This is a genomic window from Limosilactobacillus sp. (assembly GCF_040772465.1).
GTDB lineage: Bacteria > Bacillota > Bacilli > Lactobacillales > Lactobacillaceae > Limosilactobacillus.
This window is the reverse complement of the sequence record NZ_JAXGYB010000007.1, coordinates 1-21,133: the sequence shown is the minus strand read 5'-3', so window position 1 is coordinate 21,133 and position 21,133 is coordinate 1. Positions and strand designations below refer to the sequence as shown.

At 46.9% G+C, this 21,133-nt stretch carries 15 protein-coding genes and 1 pseudogene; 8 read left to right on the top strand and 8 right to left on the bottom strand.

All coding sequences use genetic code 11. The features are described 5' to 3' along the window. The first annotated feature begins 2 nt into the window (after positions 1–2). From AB3114_RS07305 to AB3114_RS07285, 5 genes are all read left to right on the top strand, one after another. A complete protein-coding gene (locus tag AB3114_RS07305; protein ID WP_367342600.1) occupies positions 3–521 on the top strand; it encodes a GtrA family protein in 519 nt (172 codons plus the stop codon). Positions 522–684: 163 nt separating this feature from the next. Then, entirely contained in the window at positions 685–3,636 is a 2,952-nt protein-coding gene (locus AB3114_RS07300) for a glycoside hydrolase family 3 N-terminal domain-containing protein (RefSeq protein WP_367342599.1), read from the top strand. A 452-nt stretch (positions 3,637–4,088) separates the two neighbouring features. Continuing rightward, positions 4,089–7,010, top strand: coding sequence for a glycoside hydrolase family 3 N-terminal domain-containing protein (locus AB3114_RS07295; protein WP_367342598.1), 2,922 nt, complete (start codon positions 4,089–4,091; stop codon positions 7,008–7,010). A gap of 147 nt (positions 7,011–7,157) precedes the next feature. Further along, positions 7,158–7,424 (top strand): SemiSWEET family transporter, encoded by a 267-nt coding sequence (locus tag AB3114_RS07290; protein WP_367342597.1) that lies wholly within the window; start codon positions 7,158–7,160, stop codon positions 7,422–7,424. Between the two features lie 105 nt (positions 7,425–7,529). Further along, positions 7,530–8,372: a metallophosphoesterase gene (locus AB3114_RS07285; protein WP_367342596.1), complete on the top strand. Its 843-nt coding sequence runs from the start codon at positions 7,530–7,532 to the stop codon at positions 8,370–8,372. Positions 8,373–8,929: 557 nt separating this feature from the next. On the opposite strand, the gene AB3114_RS07280 is transcribed toward AB3114_RS07285, so the two are convergent. The 4 genes from AB3114_RS07280 to AB3114_RS07265 all read right to left on the bottom strand — a co-directional run bounded on the left by AB3114_RS07280 (position 8,930) and on the right by AB3114_RS07265 (position 13,699). Then, the gene (locus AB3114_RS07280; protein WP_367342595.1) at positions 8,930–10,312 is read right to left on the bottom strand and encodes a DHA2 family efflux MFS transporter permease subunit; all 1,383 of its coding nucleotides are present in this window, start codon (positions 10,310–10,312) and stop codon (positions 8,930–8,932) included. A gap of 349 nt (positions 10,313–10,661) precedes the next feature. Continuing rightward, positions 10,662–11,606 carry a Dyp-type peroxidase gene (locus tag AB3114_RS07275; RefSeq protein ID WP_367342594.1) on the bottom strand — a complete coding sequence of 315 codons (945 nt, stop codon included), beginning with the start codon at positions 11,604–11,606 and terminating at the stop codon, positions 10,662–10,664. Positions 11,607–11,740: 134 nt separating this feature from the next. Beyond that, positions 11,741–13,045 carry an FAD-binding oxidoreductase gene (locus tag AB3114_RS07270; RefSeq protein ID WP_367342593.1) on the bottom strand — a complete coding sequence of 435 codons (1,305 nt, stop codon included), beginning with the start codon at positions 13,043–13,045 and terminating at the stop codon, positions 11,741–11,743. A gap of 27 nt (positions 13,046–13,072) precedes the next feature. Continuing rightward, positions 13,073–13,699, bottom strand: a complete 627-nt coding sequence (locus AB3114_RS07265; RefSeq protein WP_367342592.1) for a flavodoxin — start codon at positions 13,697–13,699, stop codon at positions 13,073–13,075. Between the two features lie 145 nt (positions 13,700–13,844). Between AB3114_RS07265 and AB3114_RS07260 the strand changes: the two genes are divergently transcribed. From AB3114_RS07260 to AB3114_RS07250, 3 genes and pseudogenes are all read left to right on the top strand, one after another. Beyond that, on the top strand, positions 13,845–14,678 hold the full coding sequence (locus tag AB3114_RS07260; protein WP_367342591.1) for an alpha/beta hydrolase: 834 nt from the start codon (positions 13,845–13,847) through the stop codon (positions 14,676–14,678). A gap of 214 nt (positions 14,679–14,892) precedes the next feature. Then, a complete protein-coding gene (gene tnpA / locus AB3114_RS07255) occupies positions 14,893–15,270 on the top strand; it encodes an IS200/IS605 family transposase (RefSeq protein WP_367342590.1) in 378 nt (125 codons plus the stop codon). A gap of 71 nt (positions 15,271–15,341) precedes the next feature. Then, a pseudogene (locus AB3114_RS07250) lies at positions 15,342–16,507 on the top strand (RNA-guided endonuclease TnpB family protein). A 96-nt stretch (positions 16,508–16,603) separates the two neighbouring features. Here the strand turns inward: AB3114_RS07250 and AB3114_RS07245 are convergent. From AB3114_RS07245 to AB3114_RS07230, 4 genes are all read right to left on the bottom strand, one after another. Continuing rightward, complete coding sequence (locus tag AB3114_RS07245) at positions 16,604–16,804, bottom strand: type II toxin-antitoxin system PemK/MazF family toxin (protein ID WP_367342667.1); 201 nt, start codon at positions 16,802–16,804, stop codon at positions 16,604–16,606. 541 nt (positions 16,805–17,345) lie between these two features. Then, a complete protein-coding gene (locus AB3114_RS07240) occupies positions 17,346–18,665 on the bottom strand; it encodes a solute carrier family 23 protein (RefSeq protein ID WP_367342589.1) in 1,320 nt (439 codons plus the stop codon). 199 nt (positions 18,666–18,864) lie between these two features. Beyond that, entirely contained in the window at positions 18,865–19,350 is a 486-nt protein-coding gene (locus tag AB3114_RS07235; RefSeq protein ID WP_367342588.1) for a flavodoxin, read from the bottom strand. 143 nt (positions 19,351–19,493) lie between these two features. After that, positions 19,494–20,735 (bottom strand): OFA family MFS transporter, encoded by a 1,242-nt coding sequence (locus AB3114_RS07230; RefSeq protein WP_367342587.1) that lies wholly within the window; start codon positions 20,733–20,735, stop codon positions 19,494–19,496. Positions 20,736–21,133: the final 398 nt, after the last annotated feature.

Sequence of the window (21,133 nt, the reverse complement as noted above, 5' to 3'; positions counted from 1 at the left end):
TCATGGCTGAACAAGTTAATACTCAAAAGGAATACCACGGCGTGATCGGCGCCATCAAACACTTTAAGGATAAATACCCGAACATCTGGCAGTTCATCATGTTCAATATCTTTTCCAACGTTGCCACGATTACGAACTTCGTTGTCCTCTGGATCAGTGACGCTGCTTTGAAGAACGTGGACTCAGCCTTTAGCTGGTGGATCTTCCACTACTCCACTGACCAAGGTGGTTTGGGTGGCTTCATCGCCTTCCTGCTGGCTTATGTCTGCTCGCAAATCGTTAACTTCTTTGTTCAACGGAAAGTTGTCTTTGGTTCCCACGTCCAAATTCGCCGGGTCATCTTCTGGTACATTTTGACTGTTACGGTTGCCGGGATTATCTCAGTATGGCTACCACCGTACATCATCGGTTTGACGAAGCCAACGATCGGTGGTTGGGCTCCAACCGTTGCCAACATCGTCAACATTGTGGTTCAGGTTGCCATTAACTGGCCGATGATGAAGTTTGTGATTATGAAGTAAACATTATTTAAGAGGTTGCACTTTGCGACCTCTTATTTTTTGCTTCACATTTGCAAGTTATGCGCTTACATTATCCACTTATGCGCTTAAGCAGTTTTTCACAATGAAAGCGCTATACTCAAGATGTATCAGTTATTATTCATTATTTGAGAGGAGTTTCAATATGCAGAAGAAGGGCAAACTTCGTAGCATGTGGATCTCCCTGGGAATCATTATCGGTTTGATTGTGTTGGTTGCTGTGGTAGCCTTCATCGTCATTCGCACTTTGATGAGTCAAGGTGTCCTGACGATCATGGATATCATGTCAACCGTTCAATTAGCTGGTAAGTACTTCATCCCGCTGGGAATCTTACTGCTGCTGATTATCATTGGGATCGTTGCTTTCCACAACCGGAGCAACCGCTTTAACTTCTGGTTTAAGTGGGAATCACTCCTGGCATTTATCGGTGTTTTGATTTTAACGGTCAACGTCGTCATGCTTGGACCTATGGCTGCACTGCTGAGTGTTCAACAAGCTCAACTGGCACCGGTCAGTTCCAGGACATTAAAGCACTCTGCGAATGTTGATGAAGACATCGCAGGTGAAGGTGCTGTTCTGCTGAAGAACAATGACAACGTTTTGCCATTCGATGGGCAAAAGAATGTCAACATCTTCGGCTGGGCTTCCACCAATCCACTGTACGGTGGGACTGGTTCTGGTGGTGTCGGTGCCATCAAGCAGACTAACCTCTACCAGGGAATGGAAAATGCCGGCTTTAAACCGAACATGCAGCTCTACAACTTCTATCGTCATTACCGGAAGAGTCGTCCGCAAGTTTCGATGATGCAGCAAGATTGGACTTTGCCTGAACCAAAGGCCAGCACCTACTCAAACAAGATGATGAACCACGCCAAGAAGTATTCGAAGAATGCCGTCGTTGTTCTGAGTCGTTCTGGTGGTGAAGGTGCCGATTTACCTAAGGACATGACTAATCTGCCAAAGGGTGCTGTTTACAAAGGTAACAAGGGTGACTTCAAGAAGGGCCAGGATTACCTGTCCATCGACAAGTCTGAACGTCAGATGTTGAACAAGGTTAACAAGAACTTCAAGAACGTCGTTGTTGTTGTCAACTCTGCTAACCCAATGCAGTTAGGCTTCCTGAACCAGTACAACCACGTTAAGGGTGCTATCTGGATGCCAGGTCCTGGCCAACAAGGCTTTGATGCCCTTGGCAAGATTATTCGTGGTAAGACTAACCCATCCGGGCGTTTAGTTGATACTTACCTTTACAACGACAAGAATTCACCGTCCAACAACAACTTTGGTGACTTCCAGTACGCTAATGGTAAGCAAGCTTACAATAGTGCTGGTAAAGGTATGACCTTTGCTAACTACACTGAAGGTATCTACGTCGGATACAAGTACTTTGAAACCCGTTATGGCTCTAATAACAGTCAGTACAACCGGATCGTCCAATACCCATTCGGTTATGGTCTGTCATACACTCGCTTCCGTCAATCGATGAGCCAATTGCACCAGGGTAATAATGGTAAGATCACTTACTCTGTCACCGTGCGGAACACTGGCAAACGTGCCGGCAAGGATGTTATTCAGACTTACTACACTGCTCCTTACAAGAACGGCGGGATTGAAAAGGCATCAACGAACCTGTTGCGTTTTGCTAAGACTCGCAACCTGAAGCCTGGTCAATCACAGACAATTCACTTTACTGTTAACCGCGCTGACCTAGCCTCATTTGACCAGAAGCTTGGCAAGTACGTCTTAGATTCTGGTAACTACCAGATTCAATTGAAGAATAACTCACACAGCGTTGTTTCTACGCGTCAATTCAACTTGGCTAACCGGGTCGTTTACAACAAGCTTCCTGGCGACAAGAAGAACACTAAGAGCGAATTTAAGTCCGCTCAAGGTCACAACATCACTTACTTGAGTCGGCGGAACAACTTTGCTAACGCCAAGAAGGCTTTGGCTGCTCCAAGTAAGAACACGAAGGCACCGAAGAGTGTTCTGAAGAACGCCACTGTGCCAAAGAACGAAAAGGTACCAAAGGCCACTGGAAAGATGCCAACGACTAAGGCTCACAACAACATCAAGCTGGCTCAACTGCGTGGCAAGTCTTATGACAACCCGATGTGGAACAAGCTGCTGGATGAAATGAGCGTCAAGGATATGCAGAAGCTGGTTACCTATGGTGGTTACCAGACACCAACGATTCGTTCCATCGCTAAGCGTCAAACCTATGACTTTGACGGTCCTTCTGGCTTGTCTAGCATGATTGTTAAGGGATTGAAGACCACGACCTTCCCAGCTGCCGACTTGACTGCTGCTACCTGGAATGCCCAATTAGCTAACGACAAGGGTCAACAGGTTGGCCGTGAAGGTCAAGCTGCTGGTATCTCCGGCTGGTATGGTCCTGCCATGAACATTCACCGGAACCCATTCGGTGGGCGGACTTTCGAATACTACTCCGAAGACCCACAGATTGCTGGAACGATGGCTGCTAACGAAATCAAGGGTGCGAAGAAGTATGGTGTCTACTCCTACATGAAGCACTTTGCCATGAACAACCAGGAAACTAACCGGATGAACGCTATCAATGAGTGGGCAAATGAACAATCCATTCGTGAAACTTACCTGAAGCCATTCCGGATGGCAACTGAAGATGGCCACGCCATGGCTACGATGAATTCCTTCAACTTCATTGGTGACCGTTGGGCTGGTGGTAACAACAACCTGCTGAAGAACGTGCTCCGTGGTGAATGGGGCTACAAAGGTCTCGTTGAAACTGACTACTTTGCTGGTGGCTCTATGAACTCCAACACTGCTTTGGCTAACGGCACCGACCTGATGCTGTCAACCAACGGTGCCATGGGCGCAAAGCCACAGGGTGCTAACAACCCAACCGTTGTTCGGCAGATGCGGACTGCTTCTCACCACATCCTTTACACGGTTGTTAACAGCAACGCTTACAGCAAGCAAGCTGTTAAGAGCGCTAACGCCGTAACCCTGCCATGGAAGAAGCGTCTCTACGTCATCGATACGGTACTGGTTATCATCCTGGTAATGCTCGAATGCCTGCTCGCTTACGTGGACAAGCGCAAGTATCGCGACTAAGGAGAAGCTGATAATTAAACCTTTCAGAACTCCGGTGGGATAGCCTAGGATGATCGTTGACACGGCACGGGTCGATGATCATACGTAGCTATCCTCGAGGAGTTCGGTTAATTATCGCGATTAGGAAACTTATAATTCACCTTCTCGGGGATTGAGTTCCCCGAGCAAGCAAACTGAAACGAAATCCCTCGCCATTGCTGACTTGATGTCGGTGGTGACGGGGGATTTTTAGTTTTTGCAAGTATACGGACTAGCTATCATTAACTATTCATTATATGTATGTTAATCCACTTGCATAAGCATTTTTGACTAGTTATGCTTGCAAAAATGCAACTTATTCAAAATGTAAGCCCTTTATTAGTGTAAGCGATAACATAAGAACCGTTAAAGGATGTTGCAATCATCAATTCAATTTCAGTTTGCTTGTTTATCAAGAAAGGGGTATGGGAACAATGCGTAAGAAAAGACTTCGCAGCTTGTTCATCACGCTGGGCATTATCTTTGCTTTGATCGTGATTGCCATTGTTGTCGGCTACTTTGCCGTCCAATCATTGATCAAAGCGGGGGTTGTTTCAGCCCAGGATATTACTAGTACCGCTTCAGTGATCATCAAATATTTGATCCCACTGATCGTCTTATTGGTACTGATTATCATCGGTTTGATTGCCTTTTGGAACCGCGGCGAACGGTTCAACTTCTGGTTCAAGTGGGAATCACTGTTGGCCTTCATCGGGGTTGCCATTCTGACCGTCAACTTGATTTTGACTGGTCCGATGGTTGCTCTGATGAACGTCAGCCAAGCCCAAATCAACAAGGTGAACCAGCCGACAGTTCAGTCATCCAACCAAGTCAGCCAAGATATCGCTGGTGAAGGGACGGTCCTGTTAAGAAACAGTGACAACAATCTGCCTATGAAGGCTGGTAAGATCAACGTCTTCGGTTGGGCTTCCACGAACCCAATCTATGGTGGGACTGGTTCTGGTGCCGCGGGGGATGTTGCTCCAGTCACGTTGTACCAAGGTTTGCAACATGCTGGCTTCAAGCCTAACATGCAACTCTATAACTTCTACCGTGGCTACCGCAAGACGCGTCCTGCCGTTGGTCTGTGGAAGCAAGACTGGACTTTGCCTGAACCAAAGACTTCCCAGTACTCCAACAAGATGATGAACCACGCTAAGAAGTACTCGAACACCGCAGTTGTCGTCCTCGCCCGGAATGGTGGTGAAGGTGCCGACTTGCCAGAAAACATGGGAAAGCTGCCAAAGACCGCCGTTTACCATGGCAACAAGGGCGACTTCAAGAACGGCCAATCCTACTTGGAACCATCACAGACTGAAAAGAATATGCTGAAGATGGTCAACAAGAACTTCAAGAACGTCATCGTCCTGGTCAACACTGGTAACCCAATGCAACTGGGCTCACTGAACAACTACAACCACGTTAAGAGTGTACTGTGGATGTCAGGCCCTGGCCAACGTGGTTTCAACTCCCTTGGTAAGATTTTGAAGGGCTCCATTGACCCATCTGGTCGGACGGTTGATACTTACCTTTACAACCTGAAGAATCAACCATCATTCAACAACTTTGGTGACTTCAAGTACGCTAACGATCCAAAGATGTCATACGTCAACTACAACGAAGGAATTTATGTCGGTTACAAGTACTTTGAAACTCGTTACGGCTCCAACAACAGCCAGTACAACCGGATCGTTCAGTACCCATTTGGCTATGGGCTGTCATACACCCGGTTCCGTCAATCGATGAGCCAGTTGCACCAAGGTCGTAATGGTCGGATCTCATACTCCGTCACTGTTCGTAACACCGGTCGTCGCTCCGGGAAAGATGTTGTTCAGACGTACTACACCGCACCTTACACCAACGGCGGGATTGAAAAGGCTTCAACGAACCTGCTGCGTTTTGCTAAGACTAAGAACTTGAAGCCTGGTCAGTCACAACGGCTGCACTTCACGGTTAACCGCGCTGAGATGGCTTCATGGGACAGCAACCACGGTGGCCGCTACGTCCTCGATCCTGGTCAATACCGGATTCAGTTGAAGAACAACTCACATGATGTTGTTACTAGTCGAAACTTTAATTTGAACAACCGGATTATCTACAACAGCAATAACAAGCGCCCTGGTGACCACCAAGCACCAAAGGACGAATTCCAATACGCTAAGGGCCACGTTACTTACCTGAGTCGGCGCAACAACTTCGCTAACGCCAAGAAGGCTCTGGCTAAGCCACACGATGTCAAGGCATCACAGCACACGATCAAGACTGCTACGATGCCAAACAACTACAAGCTGCCAAAGGCTAAGGGTAAGATGCCAACGACCGGTGCTCACAACAACGTTAAGTTGAGCCAGCTGCGTGGCAAGTCTTACAACAATGCTAAATGGAACAAGTTGCTGGATGAAATGACACCAAAGCAGATGCGTCAGTTAATCGCCTACGGTGGTTACCAGACGATGAACATCAACTCCATCGGCAAGCGTCACACTTACGACTTTGACGGCCCTGCCGGCCTGCAAAGCTTCATGGTTCACGGGCTGAACACCACGACCTTCCCAACTGGCGACATGATCGCTGCTACCTGGGACTCCAAGTTAGCCAATGACAAGGGTCAACAAGTTGGTAGCGAAGGTCGGCAAGCCGGGATCTCTGGTTGGTATGGTCCGGCAATGGACCTGCACCGGAGTGCCTTCGGTGGTCGTGACTTCGAATACTACTCCGAAGACCCACAACTGTCCGGGACGATGGCTGCTAATGAACTGAGTGGTGCTAAGAAGTATGGCGTCTACGGTTACATGAAGCACTTTGCCATGAACGAACAGGAAACTAACCGGATGGGTGCCATCAACGAATGGGCTAACGAACAGTCAATTCGTGAAAACTACCTGAAGCCATTTGAAATGGCCGTGAAGGATGGTGGCGCAACGGCTGTCATGTCTTCTTACAACTTTATCGGGAACCGTTGGGCTGGTGCTAACAAGAACCTGCTGCAAAACGTTCTGCGGAACGAATGGGGCTTCCACGGTTTGGTTGAAACCGACTACTTCATCGGTGGCTTCATGAACTCCAACCAGTCTCTGAAGAACGGTGGCGACATCATGCTGTCCACCAATGGTTTGAACGGGGCCCAAGCTAGTGGCCTGAAGAACCCAACCGTTGTTCGGCAGATGCGCAAAGCAAGTCATGACATTCTCTACACGACCGTTAACAGCAACGCTTATAGCAAGGAAAGTCAGCAGAAGTCAATGACTCTGCCATGGCGGAAGCGTCTGTACACGATCGACGTCATCCTGGTTGTTATCCTGGTACTGCTCGAAGCCATGGTGGTTTACCTCGACCGTCGCAAATTTAAGAACTAGTCACTTGGATATGAATTAAAAAGTCGTCTAACTGGCGAGATAATCGTCGGTTAGGCGGCTTTGTTTTATTGTAAGGGGGTTGAATTAAATCGCTTTCAGTGATAAAGTAATCGCCGTGCGTGTTCGCATAGAGAGAGGAGAAATTTGATGTTTAAGGAAGCTAATTGGATTCGGGCCCTGAGCGTAGTGGCCAGTATTATTGCGGTCTGCATGTACGTTTCTTACATTCCACAGATTTTCAACAACCTTCACGGTAATTACTGTGCACCACTGCAACCCTTTGTTGCTGGTGTGAACTGCACGTTGTGGTCGATCTACGCTTGGTTCAAGCACGATCGTGATTGGGCGGTCTTTATCGCTAACTTTCCGGGCATTTTCTTTGCCTTCATTACATTTTTTACGTCAATCCATTAAAAATTAGAACGCGTCGTACCAGGGATGACCTTGGGCGACGCGTTTTTGTTGTTATGATAGATGAAAGTTGTATGATAATTGAAAATAAGTCGGATTAGGGGAGGGATGATTATCAAAATTGCCGTCAGTTCAGACAATCATATCGACGTCAACCGCCAAGACCCAGAAGAAGTGTTGGCTTTTCAGTCTCAGTGGCTGCAGGCGCATGGGATTGATTATTACTTATTTGCTGGTGATCTTTTCAACAACTTTCAGAAGACAGCAGACTACATGTCGTTACTGCAGTCCAAAACTCCAAGTACTAAGGTTTTCTACATTGCCGGTAATCACGACATGCTTGGTGCATCCAGTGAAGAACAGATTGAAAACTTTGCTTCAGATCAGTATCTTCACAATCAATATGTGGACTTGCCTGGAACTGACTGGCGATTGATCGGCAACAATGGCTGGTATGATTATTCCTTTTCGACTTATCGTGATCAAGCTAAAGAAGTCGAACGCTGGAAGAAGGTCTTCTGGTTGGATTCGTCGACGCCGCAAGATGAGAGTGATGGGCAACGGGTGGCGCGGGTGCTCACCCAGTCACGCCAACAATTGATCGCAGCCCAGCATCACAACAAGAAAGTACTCTTCTTAACGCATTTTGCCCCGCGTCACGAATTATTGGCGCCTAAACCCGCAGCTGTGAATACGCCACGCCGGGAACGGATCTACCAAATGATTAACGCCATGATGGGATCTGATGCACTTGGTAACTTGTTAGCGGATTATCCTTCGGTCCAGACTGTCTTTTATGGCCACCTGCACGGCCAGCATCCTGATTGGCGTTGGCACGGGATTTCTTTCCTGCACCAGGCAGTGGGAGTGAAGAATAAGCGGATCAATGAGTGGCAGGCACCAATGTTTGAGCAGCAGTGGGTGAAGACACTGCGGGTGATGGAGTTTTAAAATGAGATAAATGTTGTGTCTGAATTTAGGTGTACGTTTAATTGGATGCTTGATCTAATTCATTTGTCTACGAATAGCCATATTAGTAACGAACACATCAATTCATGATATAATAAATATACGGAATAGGTTTTGATAGTTCATTGGACTTCAAACCACAAAAGCCCCCCGCTAGTGCTAGTAGCGAGAGGCTTTTTTTTGTGGGCGACTTTATGTCGTTCGATTTCTTGTTAATGCTTCTTATGATTGTTGTGGTTGTTCAGCCACCAACCAAACCATGTCACAAGCAATGCACTAACGAGCTGGAATAGGTCTTGTAGATAGTTCATCGGTCTCACCCCCTTCCCACAGTTCCAAGGGTGACGAACGGCCTGCTAATTATATCATGTCTAAACGTTGTTAAATTAACCAAACAATAGTATTTGATTTTATATAAAAATCCCTCCATCCTAACTATTAGGATGAAAGGATTTGTTCGTAATAGGCCCCGTAGGGTATCTATCACTCTTCCGTGATTTTGCTTTACTTTAGTGACATGAAATTTAACAGGAAGAACATTATTCCGCCAAATCCTGCACCCCGTGGTGCTTGAGAAACGGCGTAAGTGCAAGGGCAATGCACAGCAGCAGAAAAGCAACGCCAAAACCACCTTGGATACCGAGGTGGGATGTACTGCCGTGACCAGTGACTTGGTCGACAATACCGATCGTAGCGACGATGACGGCCATCCCCATCGAAGCCGCAATCTGCCGCAGAGTATTGAAGCAGGCGACGGCGTCAGGCAACACTTTAACGGGCACCATCACTTCAGCTTGGGTCTGTAGTGGAATCAACATGGTGACCAGGCCGGCCTGACGGACAGTTTGGAAGATGGTCACCATGACGGTGGACGTCCGTACGCCAATCAGTGCTTGGCAAGCGGTCCCAGTCATATCGATCAGCAGGCCACAGGTGACTAGCGTCCGGATAGAGTATTTATCGTAGAAGCGCCCGCTGGTGGTTGACAGGAGGCCCGTTAAGCAGGCGCCCGGAAAGATCGCTAGTCCACTGGCCAATGTGCTTTGGTGCTGCACGGTTTGAACCAGCAGGGGGATCAGGATGGAATTACCGTACATCGTCGAGACAATCAGCATATTAATCACCGTTGGGATGGTGAATTGGCGGTAAGAGAAGATGTGGAGGTTCAGCAGGGGATGCGAGCTGTGCCACTGGGTTGCCACGAAAATCGTCAGGAAGATCAGGCCAATGATGATGCAGCCGAGGACGTTCCAGGACATAAATGAGTGAGTAGATAGATCTGACAGGCCGTTCATCAAGGTGAAGAGGCCGATCGTCACGGTGACCAGACCGGGTAAGTTGAAGCGTGGAGATTGCTGGTGCTTAATATCTGGCAGATTTTTGAGGGCCAGCGCAAAGATAATCAGGATGAAAGGAATCATCATGATGAAGAGGTAGCGCCATGAGAGATATTTCAGCATTAACCCCGAGATGACTGGGCCCGCGATCGGGGAACAGTTAAAGGCGAGGCCGATCCAACCGTTGATCTGCCCCTGGTGCCCCTTGGGTGCGTAGTTCATCGCGATGACGTTGACCAGTGGCATCATCATCCCCGAACCAACGGCTTGTACCATCCGCCCGGCAACTAATGTTGGAAAAGTGTGGGCGAATGCTCCCAGGAAGGTGCCACAGATGAAAATGCCCTGGAAGATCAGGAATAAACGACGAAAGGAATACTTTTTAATAAAGTAGGCACTGATTGGAATCATCAGGGCGTTGACCAAAATGTAGCCGTTACTAACCCACTGAACCCGGGCGGCACCGATGCCAAAGTCTTTCATCAACACGGGTAACGCTACGTTCATGACGGTTGAACTCAGGATGCCGAAGAAAGCACCTAGTACCATGATAATCAGCGCATTCCGGATGCGACGGTTACTCATTATTTTCAATCTCCTCCAAAGTAGAATAATGTTCATCATAACATAATCGCATCATTTTGAAAGGGAAAAGGGCGAAGACACCATTGGAGATGTCGTCGCCCCTCTAAAGGAGATAGTGAACTGCAAGGCAATGGTTTCTAGGAGTGAGAATTTGTATGGAAGATTACGATAAACGTATACTCGACAGAAAGAGGGAGCGTGACAGAAGTCATTTATGACTTCGTAGTCATGCCCCCACAAGCAACAATAGGCCTTTAGCGTTCGGATTTGCCGAATGTTAGAGGCCATTGTTGTACTGTGTGTTCACTTTTTATCCATGTAATAGGAGTTATGCCACAGCCCCTTTACCTTAATCGAAGTCGCCATCCGTGATCTTTGCCAAAACTGTCTTCGAAGGAATGAAGAAGAGTTGACCTGTCAGGATCTTGGAGAAGCTCAGCAGGTAGTCGTGCTTGTTGACCATGTTCGTCAGCATCGTCTTAGTGACGTTCCAGTGACGAGCGTAACCAATGAAGTAGGTCCCGGTCGTCTTTTCGGCTGGTTCAGAGAATGGTACGTTCATCCGCACGATGTTTTGGGTGACGCCATTGATCTTAGCCTGTGATGCGACGTTGTGTGAGTTCTTAAACTTGTCCTTGTCGAACAATTCAAGGTCGCTAAACTTCTTCCGACCAACGGCCTTTTCCTGGGTTTCGGTGGACAGGGCATTCCAGATGTCCATGTCGTGGTGCCACTTTTGAGCGAAGGCGTACGAGCCGTTTTCAAATTCAGGATCTTCGTCACCGATGATGGCGTAGTCCTTGGCTTCGTCGATCTCAGGGTTTTCGGTACCGTCGATAAAGCCGATGATGGACCGGCCTTCGAAGTAACGGAAGCCGTGGGTTTCGTCAAGGGTGGTAGTGACGTCGCCGATGAACATCATGATCTGGCGCATGAATTCATAGACGGTTGCCCGGTCGTTAGCCCGGACGTGCATGAAGATGTCACCCTTGGTAGCTGGCATTTCATATTTGTCACCCTTAATGGTCTGGTAGGTTTCCAGTTCCTTTGGCTTATCGGCGTTCGGGAACAGGTAGTCCCAGGCAGCGTTGCTAAAACCGAGGGCCACGTGCAGATCGCTTTCCTGAGCACGGATCCGCAGGGAACGGGTGATGGCTTGGAAACGGTCAACGAATTCCTTGACGGCGGCTAATTCCTTATCGCGGTCTTTGCGGTTGAGTTCCAGAACCGTAAATTGGACTTCTTTGCCGGCATCTTTCCAGACGTCTTGAGCTTTACTTGGATCAACAGACATAAAAAGGTCTCCCTTCCTTAATCTCTAACTACACTTCCAATATATCACAAATGTGAACAATCGAGGAAATAATTTAGACTGTTTCCAAACTAAAAGGCTTTCTCACGGATGTGCGAGAAAGCCATCAAATCAGTTTACATTGTTAATCGTTCGTCGTGAAGTTGACGCCCTTTAACGCCGATCCTTTGCAACTGGGTTTCCACTTGCAGGATAGCCGCCGAACCACCGATGATGATGAATTCACCATTTTCAATTTCGCTGTCAGATAGTTGTTCCTGCCACCGTTTCGGGTTCATGCGTCCTTGCAGAGGAGAATACTGGAAGTCCTTGTTGTCTGTTAGGTCCTGGAATTGGTTATCAACGTTGAGAAAGTGGTCGGCTTCACGTGAATACGACCACAGGACGTGGATAGTGCCGTGCCCAGCAAATTTTTGGCTGATACCGATGAGGGGCGCGATACCAGTACCCATCCCATAAAGTACGAGGGGATGGCCCTGCTGGATAGCTTGTTGAGCAGTCTGGTCGAGATCGCCAAATGGGCCTTCCACCCGCACGCGGGCACCGGTCTCAACTTGGTCTAAACGTTTAGTGTCATCGCCGTTTTGCCGAATGATAAATTTCAGCTCTTGTTTACCATCCTGTTGTTTAGCACTGATTAAGGAAAATGGGTGGGGCTCACGGAGGCCATGAATCCCTGGAAAACGCAGAAAGAACGTGGCACCAACATGGACTGTTTGTGCTTGCTGGAGGTCAATCACGAACAGACGCGTGGAGTCGTTGAGCTGCTGGTTGCTGTGGACAACAGCTTGTTGTCGCCGGCTGAACGGGAGAACTTTGCTGCCCACGTAAATCAAGATAGTAACGATAGTGTAGATATCAAAGACCAGCATGAAGGGACGCACAGAACTGACTTGGGGGATGAAGTTGACGTGCAACCAAATTAAGGCAATGCAAATGAGGTTGAGCCGGTGCAGCCACATGATGAGCTGGTGACGCAGGCCATGATGACTTAACCAGTTTTTAAAACGAGCTAGCCCAGGCCAACGATCAGTCAGCCATCCGGAGAGGAAAATGATTGCGAGGATAGCGCCGATGATGGTCAGCCACCAGGCAATGTTTCCGGTTAACTTGATTGCAGGCTGAAAAGAAAACTCGGTTTGACGGTGAATAGTTGCGGCCAAAAGTGCAAAGACCCCAAGCACACCATGAACCTGGTAGACGGTTTTGATGTTTAACCGACTGACGAGCCAGCGGGGTCGTGAAGCGAGAATGGTTGCACCTAACCACCAGCTATAAGCCAACAATCCTTCGTCCGCAGCTTGGATGTGTGCCGCTGTATCAACCATGTGCTGGTTTAACAACCACAAGAGTGGAATCGGTAGAATGATAATGAATCCTACCCAAATAAGAATACTTTGCCATCGACTTCGTTGCTGCAAGAGCGCCACTTCCTTTAACTAGAGATTTTAGTAGCCAAGCCCCTTCAGCCAACGATTAACTTTGCCCTGAGCACTAGATGCTTGTGAACCACGAACGGTGAAGCCCTTGGCGTGCTTAGCTTTCGGGAAGGTCTTCCGCAGAGTTTGAGCGGTATTGCCTAAGCCGGAGCCTTCAGCCGTGGTAAATGGAATGACGGTTTTCGAACTAGAATTCAGTGCCGGTTCTTTGTCCATAAAGGTCCGAACAATCATTGGGTACTGACTCCACCAAATTGGTGAACCGATGAAAACGGTCGAGTACTTCTTAACGTTTGGCAGCTTGTTCTTGATAGCTGGCCGTGCGTTATTACGTTGTTCACGCCGTGCAATTTGGGTTGTCTTGTTGTAGCTGGATGGGTACGGCTTCTTGGGAACAATTTCGTATTCCGTGCCGCCGGTCCGCTTTTGAATATAATCAGCGACCCGCTTGGTGTTACCAACTTTTAATGGCCCATTATACACCCCTTTTGTCCTAGAAAAGTACACAATTAAAACTTTGTTCTTTCCATCTTTGTTGGTAGCAGCATTAGCCTGTTGGCTAGCTAAGGTGAAAATCCCTAGCGCAGCAACGGTTGCTAAGCCCACTTTCCATAATTTCTGCCAAAATTTCTTCATAGGAAAACTTCCCTCCTTTATTTATTGCCACCGATTCTAAACCATGAAGTGCACTCCAAGGCAAGCGCTTATTGCCAAGAAGTGGAAAAACTTGTCGATTGTATTGAAGGGGCGTATTTTAGGGTGCAGAAAAGAGGTTTGAGCAATGATAAAACACAGTAAGATTTGGTTAATCGTCATCGTCGTCTTGGTATCCGTCTTTGGCATCGGCCATGTTCGTGGTTACATGGCGAGCCAGTACAAACCGGTGGCTAACCGTCCGCGGATCGGTACCCCGACTTTCTTCTTCCATGGATATGGTAGTAGTGCCCATGCTGAACAGCACATGACTAATGCGGCCAAGCGCGCTGGCGTTACGAACACGGTGATCCGGGCGACGGTGGGGATGGATGGTCACGTTAGTCTACGGGGTCAGATTCCCGCTGGAACGAAGAATCCGATCGTGCAGGTTCAATACAACAACAATCGCAATCCAAACTTTAAGCAGGACGGCCAGTGGGCTGCCAATGTCATTACTGCCTTGCAGAACCACTACCGTTTTAAGCAAATGAACCTCGTCGGTCACTCGATGGGTAACATGGACATTGCTTATTACCTAGCAGCGAATGCCAATAGTTCACGACGCCCCCGTTTAAACCGGGTTGTCGATATTGCCGGCCACTGGAATGGTTTTGATGGCAGTATTAAAGTTGGTGCCAATGGCAAACCAGAGCAGGAAGACCGTGGCTTTAAGCCATTGCTTGTGTTGCGGCACACCTATCCACGGACGGCTCGTGTTCTCAATATCTACGGCGATAAAGGCGGCAATACTGATGGCACCGTGCCTAACAATTCCTCCAAGACGCTGCGTTACTTGATTAACGGTCGTGCCAAGTCTTACCAGGAAAAGAAGATGACGGGGCCACTTGCCCAGCACAGTAAGTTGCATTCGAATCCACAAGTCGATCGGGCCTTGATCAAGTTTTTGTGGAATAAGTAAGTTGGGTAGAGCGTAAAAATAGGGCTCCAGTATTCGAAATTAATGAATGCTGAAACCCTAACCCTATTATTGTATATTTGGAGTTCCTTAAAGGACTAAACGTGCTTTTTGAAAACGGGCAAGGAAACACGTTCTTTTAAGGACGTGATGAATTGCCCTCTTTTTTGTGTCCTTTAGACACATGGATTAACTTAAATATGATATAATTATTGATATGAAAGATACTAATAGGATTACATATGGGAGAACATCTGTCTATAATCTGAATTACCACATCATTTGGGGTACCAAGTATCGCAATAAGGTGCTTACCGGCCATGTAGAGGAGGTATTTAAGGCCTTAGTACAAGATATTGCGAAACAATATGGCTTTGACATTGCCCATTTGGAAATCGGTAAAGATGATCATGTTCACCTGCTAGTAAGTGCACCGCCAAAATTATCGGTGACTAATATTGTCCGTTGGTTAAAGGGAATTACTGCTTATCAGTTATTTCGCAAATGTCCCGAATTGCAAACTAGTTACTGGAAAAAGCGAGGGACGTCATCTGTGGGGTCGCCAGCTGCTATGTGGAAAGCATTGGTGCAGTAAACGAACAAGCGGTAGCTAAATACATTGATGATCGAAAACGAAAAAGGAGCAATAGAAGTGAGGTGAATGTAGTGACTAAAGTGATTAAGGGGATCAAACTTCGTTTGTACCCAAACCAAGCTCAGACCAATTTGATTTGGCAGATGTTTGGCAATGATCGCAAAGTCTGGAATCTCATGTTAGATATGGCTAAAAAACGTTATCACAATAATCCCAAGAGCCAGTTTGTGAATGAATATGGCATGAACTATCTTTTGAAACGCCTAAAGCAGGAATATCCTTATTTAAAATTAAGTGATTCCACGAGTTTCTTAGTAGTTAACCATAATTTGGCCTTGGCTTTTAAAGCTCTTGCCCAAGCACCGTGGTGAGATTCTATCCACGCTTTAAATCACGGCATCAGCTACGGCAAGCCTACACTGGTCGCTCAGTTTGTCGGGTAGAAGCTAAGCGGCGCATGAAATTACCCAAACTAGGTAGTATTCGCACCAGCAAGACCGGCCGATTAACCCACAGCAAAATTAAACGCTATACGCTTAGTTACGACCCGACGGGTCGCTATTACTTATCATTGCAAGTAGAAACTGAGGTTGAGCAGTTGCCTAAAACAGGTCAATCCGTGGGCATTGACGTAGGTATCGCTGACTTAGCCATTGCTTCTAATGGGATCAAATATCCTACATTCAATGCTCATTGGTATGAAAAACAGGTTATTAAATGGCAATCTAAATTTAACCGTCGTAAAAATATAGCTGAAACATCGGTCAACCAGTGGAATCATAACCATAAAACAATTAAAGAAGATCTGCAGGATTACTATAATTGGCAAAAAGCAAGAATGAGGAAAGCCCGTTATCAAAAAGCAATTGCCAACAAGCGCCAAGACTATTTGCAAAAGCTGACAACCGATTTAGTTAGGAAATATGATGTAATTGTGATTGAAGATTTGAAAACCAAAAATCTACTCAAAAACCATCATTTAGCTAAATCGATTGCCAACGCTAGTTGGCGTCAGTTCCGGATCATGCTGGAATATAAATGTACCTGGTATGGTAAAAAACTGATTACCATCAGTGCCAAGGACACTAGCCGTATCTGTTCAAAATGTGGCTTTAACAGCGGGCCCAAGCCCTTAAAAATTCGTAAATGGACGTGCCCACAATGTAGTGCCCATCACGATCGAGATATTAATGCGGCAGTTAATATCTTACGTAGAGGATTAAAAGCCGTTGGCTAGGGACTAGCCGTGGTAAAAGAACGAAGTTCTGTAAGTTGGGTAGCATGAATACATGCGCAATACCCCAAATACTACTTCGTGTTCCCAGAAGCTCGGTCATTCATGGCCGAGTAGTTCACTACGTATTTCATCCAAAACATCAGCTGGACATTTTTCGACAAATTGCCATTGACGTTGGTTGAAGTTAAAAGATTTAATTTGTTCAACATAGACTGTGCCATTTGTCTTAGTTCGTTGGTCCAGTAAAACGTGTAGTGGGTAATCCTCACCATCGAAATGACCATGTGAAATGGGCACCACCCAGGCAAAGGAGAAGTTTCAGCTAAGATGTCGTCACTGATAACCACTGCGGGACGTCTTCTTTGAATTCCGCGCCAACAGAAGGATCAAAGTCAATGTAGATAATACTACCTAATTTGGGCCGCTTTACCATAATTCTTCACCTTTTTGGTTTAGCATTTTGCCAGTCTTGAAGGTCATTTGGCATATGATAAGAGCCATGCCAATTTTTAAACAGCTCTTTCATGGTCGATGGGACATGAGCAGTTGGAATTAGTGTAAGGACACCGTTTTTGACTTTCACAAAGCGGTATTCTGTACCTGGTTGAACGTTAAACGATTTGGGAATTATTTACCACCGTTGCGTTTCCTTGAATTCTTGCCTTTTACTGTATCCATAGAAACACCTTCTTTTAAAATATTTTATCATAATCAATTACAAAAGTAATTACTTTTGTAAATGCCGGCAAAATTAAAGAAAAAGATCTGTCCAGGAATTTATCAAGATTCCCGAACAGATCTTCTTTGTTTAGAGACTTATTTCACAGTTTTTTGTTAACTATTTGTTTTCTTTTTCTGCCATTTCCTTGGCATTCTTGGCAGCCATCTCTTTTTCGCTCCGCGCCTCTTGCGGCAGAACGAGGTTGAGAATGATGCCCAAGATTGCAGCGACGGCCAAACCAGAGAACTGGTACTGGCCTAGCTTAAGGTAGGCGTTCCCAATCCCGATGACCAAGATGACAGATGCGATCATCAAGTTGCGCTTCTTATTGAAGTCCAAATGATTTTCAATCATCACCCGGAGACCACTTGACGCGATCACCCCGAAGAGAAGGAACGAAATTCCTCCGATGACGGGCATCGGAATGGTTTCGATCAGAGCGCTCAGCTTGCCAATGAAACTAAAGAAGACGGCAAAGAGGGCAGCCCCGGCGATGACGTATACGGATTGAACCTTGGTGATGGCAATCACACCGATGTTTTCCCCGTAGGAAGTAACTGGCGGGCCACCAACGAAACCAGCGATGATTGAGGCGGTCCCGTCACCTGCAAGAGTGTGGTTCAAACCAGGATCCTTGAAGAAGTTACGTTCGGTCAGTTCGTTGAGGACCATGATGTGTCCCAAGTGTTCAGTCATGGTGACGAAGGCAATCGGCGCCATGCTTAAGATCGCACCCCAGTAGAATTGTGGATGGTAGTTAATAAACGGTACCTGGAAAGCCGGTAAGCTGAACCAATGAGCCTTGACCACCGGAGCAAAATTAACGATGCCGAAGAGGCATGCGACGATGTAACCGAAGACGATTCCCATCAGGATCGGGATTAATCCCAAGAAACCCTTGAAGTACATGTTAAAGGCAATGACCAAGAGCATGGTGATCATGGCCACAGCGAAGAACTTCAAGTCATACTTGCCAGTTGCCGAGTTAATCGTGGCGTCCTTGGCAGCAGTGCTGGCTAAGGACAGCCCGATAACGACTACGACCGGGCCGACGATGATCGGTGGTAGGACTTTGTCGATCCAGTCGGATCCAATCAATGAAACAATGAGAGCAACGATGAGGTAAACGCAACCAACGGCGACCGTCCCTTGGGCGATCCCCGGATAGCCGGTTGACTTCATCAGTGCCATCATTGGGACGACAAACGAAAAGCTTGAACCCATGTATGCCGGGATTTTGTGCCGGGTAATTAAAAGGTACATGAGGGTTCCGACACCAGAACTGAAGAGGGCAATCCCGGGGTTTAAGCCGACTAGGATTGGCACCAGCACGGTGGAACCGAACATGGAAAACATATGTTGCAAAGAAAGGCCAAACCACTGTCCAGCAGTCGGTCTTTCGTCGACGTCTAAGACGACGTCATCACGGTGTGCCATCAAATTTCCTCCTTTATATAAAAAAAACAACCTCGAAGTCCGCAGACCCAAGGTTGTCATCAATTCATTCTCACGAAGATATTTGATTTTTGCCGTGCCTTGAAAGCCTCACTGGACTTTGTTAAAGGAAGTATATTCGATGAACAATGTTACTTGTTTGGCACAGAGATGTCAATAGGAGGCTGGGACGGATGTCTTATTATAGTCCCAGTGCCTGTGACCACTTTTGCAACTGGCCATTAGTTACACGTGAGCCGTTGACATGTAAGCCATTGGAAATAGGGGACAGATCAGCCTGTCGAGCTAACTCCTTGAAGTCATTTTCGTAACCACCAGTATCACTAGCAGCACTAGAAAAATCGGCTACTTGTCCTTTGAAACCGTGGAGTTGGCTGCTGATAAAGGTGCGAACTGGTGACGCAACGGTTACGTCCCAAACCGGCCCGCCGATGAGGATCAAGTCATAGTTATCAGCATTGTCCAGATGACTAGTCAGGGCTGGCATCTTGCCATCAGCCAGTTGTTGCTTGAAGACATCGTTGGCAGCAAACATGTCACTTGGAAAAGTTCCTGGGACCTCTTTGATTTCGTGCAGGTCAGCTCCCATTTTTTGAGCGACTGTCTTTGCAATTCGTGCAGTGTTACCAGACATTGAATAGTAAGCAACTAAAACTTTCTTTGTCATTATGAATAACCCCTTTTGATTTGATGCTGGGGTCAGTATAGAGCTTCCAGTGAACTGCAAGGCAAGAGGGAAAATGCAATTTTATATTAAAAATCCGCCCAGAAAATTCTGAGCGGATTTTTGAGTGTTTATTGGTATTGAAATTACTTAGCGTCGCTTGCAAAATCAGCCACGTGGGTGAATTCACGACGCATTGCCAGTGAAACAACCATGGCAATCAGATCGATGACGATGAAGACAACCAGGGTGACGTAGTAGTTGTGGAGCAGCTGGTGAGTGAATGACAGCAGCAGGGGACCAACAACACCGGCGGCAGCCCAGGCGGTCAAAACGTAACCGTGGATAGCGCCGAGCTCGCGAGTACCAAAGATGTCACCGAGATAGGCAGGGATAACAGAGAAACCAGCACCGTAGCAAGACATCAGCAGGCAAAGGGCCAGTGAGAAGATGAATGGAACCTTGCACATGATCAGGATCAACAACATGATGACGTCGACGATGAAGATCAAGCTGTAGGTTACGGGACGGCCGATGTAGTCAGACATCGTTGCCCAAGCCAGACGACCGAAGCCGTTGAAGAGGCCGATGATGCCGACCATCACGGCGGCAGTAGCGACTGACATACCAGTCATTTCTTGAGCCATTGGGGAAGCGGCTGAAACCAGGCCGATCCCGGTAGTGATGTTAATGAAGAACATTAACCAGAGGAAACGGAAAGCACGGGTCCGAACGGCTTGGTTGGCGGTCAATTGGGCACCGTCAGTCAAACTGACACGGTTGGCTTGTTTAGCAATAACGGTTGGCAGTTCACCCTTCTTTGGCTTCTTGATGAACTGAGCTGCGATGATCATGACGATGAAGTAGAAGAGACCGAGAACGTAGAAAGTCCGTTCAAGACCAACGGTGGTCATTAAACGCTGGGCAACCGGACCAGTCAGCAGGGCCGCAAAACCGAAGCCCATGATGGCAAGACCAGTAGCGAGCCCCCGCTTGTCAGGGAACCAACGAATAATAGTAGAAACAGGAGTAACGTAACCAGAACCAAGGCCAAGACCGCCAAGCGCACCATAAGAGATGTAAAGCAGCCATAACTGGTGGTCATGGATTGCCAGACCAGTCAAGGCAATGCCCAGACCATAGCAGATACTGGAAATAGTACCAGTAGCTGTCGGGCCAAACTTTTCAACCAAACGTCCCATGAAGGCTGCAGACATTCCTAAGAAAAAGATAGCAATACTGAAAGTGAACGTAACGGATGATTCGCTCCATCCGGTTTGACTAGCAATCGGTTTGGTGAAGACACTCCAAGCGTAAACACCACCGATCATTAAGTGAAAAATGACACCTGCTAGGGCAACACCATAGCGCTTAAAACGATTAGCCATGCTAACTGCACACTCCTTTAAAAATGATTCAAAACTGAATAATTGAATAATACCGCTGCGGTGTTTTTAGATTATCACGAATTATTTAGATTTTTCAAGGCTTTAAAAGCATTAAAAAACGAACAATAAAAGCTAAAGCAACTATTGCTGTGAAATGGTTTTCAAAGATAGTTACAAATTAATGTTCGGGAAAAAAGCAAAAATTTGGTGCATCACAGCCGTAGTGGGCCAAATTGAATGGTCGATAACTTAAAGAAAGTTCGTTGAACAGAAAAGGGCTTGCATGTTCAAAAAAAGGTGTTACTATAATAGGCGTAAGCAAAGTTATCATTATATAGATGAATTTAAAAAGTATTTATAATCAATTTGATGGGGGAGTAATTAATCATGACGCAGAA

Coding starts and splice junctions, on each gene's coding strand:
- AB3114_RS07275 (WP_367342594.1), bottom strand. CDS start 11,606: ATGTCTGTTGATCCAAGTAAAGCTCAAGACGTCTGGAAAGATGCCGGC.
- AB3114_RS07260 (WP_367342591.1), top strand. CDS start 13,845: ATGATAAAACACAGTAAGATTTGGTTAATCGTCATCGTCGTCTTGGTA.
- AB3114_RS07295 (WP_367342598.1), top strand. CDS start 4,089: ATGCGTAAGAAAAGACTTCGCAGCTTGTTCATCACGCTGGGCATTATC.
- AB3114_RS07240 (WP_367342589.1), bottom strand. CDS start 18,665: ATGGCACACCGTGATGACGTCGTCTTAGACGTCGACGAAAGACCGACT.
- AB3114_RS07230 (WP_367342587.1), bottom strand. CDS start 20,735: ATGGCTAATCGTTTTAAGCGCTATGGTGTTGCCCTAGCAGGTGTCATT.
- AB3114_RS07285 (WP_367342596.1), top strand. CDS start 7,530: ATGATTATCAAAATTGCCGTCAGTTCAGACAATCATATCGACGTCAAC.
- AB3114_RS07235 (WP_367342588.1), bottom strand. CDS start 19,350: ATGACAAAGAAAGTTTTAGTTGCTTACTATTCAATGTCTGGTAACACT.
- AB3114_RS07265 (WP_367342592.1), bottom strand. CDS start 13,699: ATGAAGAAATTTTGGCAGAAATTATGGAAAGTGGGCTTAGCAACCGTT.
- AB3114_RS07300 (WP_367342599.1), top strand. CDS start 685: ATGCAGAAGAAGGGCAAACTTCGTAGCATGTGGATCTCCCTGGGAATC.
- AB3114_RS07290 (WP_367342597.1), top strand. CDS start 7,158: ATGTTTAAGGAAGCTAATTGGATTCGGGCCCTGAGCGTAGTGGCCAGT.
- AB3114_RS07280 (WP_367342595.1), bottom strand. CDS start 10,312: ATGAGTAACCGTCGCATCCGGAATGCGCTGATTATCATGGTACTAGGT.
- tnpA (WP_367342590.1), top strand. CDS start 14,893: ATGAAAGATACTAATAGGATTACATATGGGAGAACATCTGTCTATAAT.
- AB3114_RS07305 (WP_367342600.1), top strand. CDS start 3: ATGGCTGAACAAGTTAATACTCAAAAGGAATACCACGGCGTGATCGGC.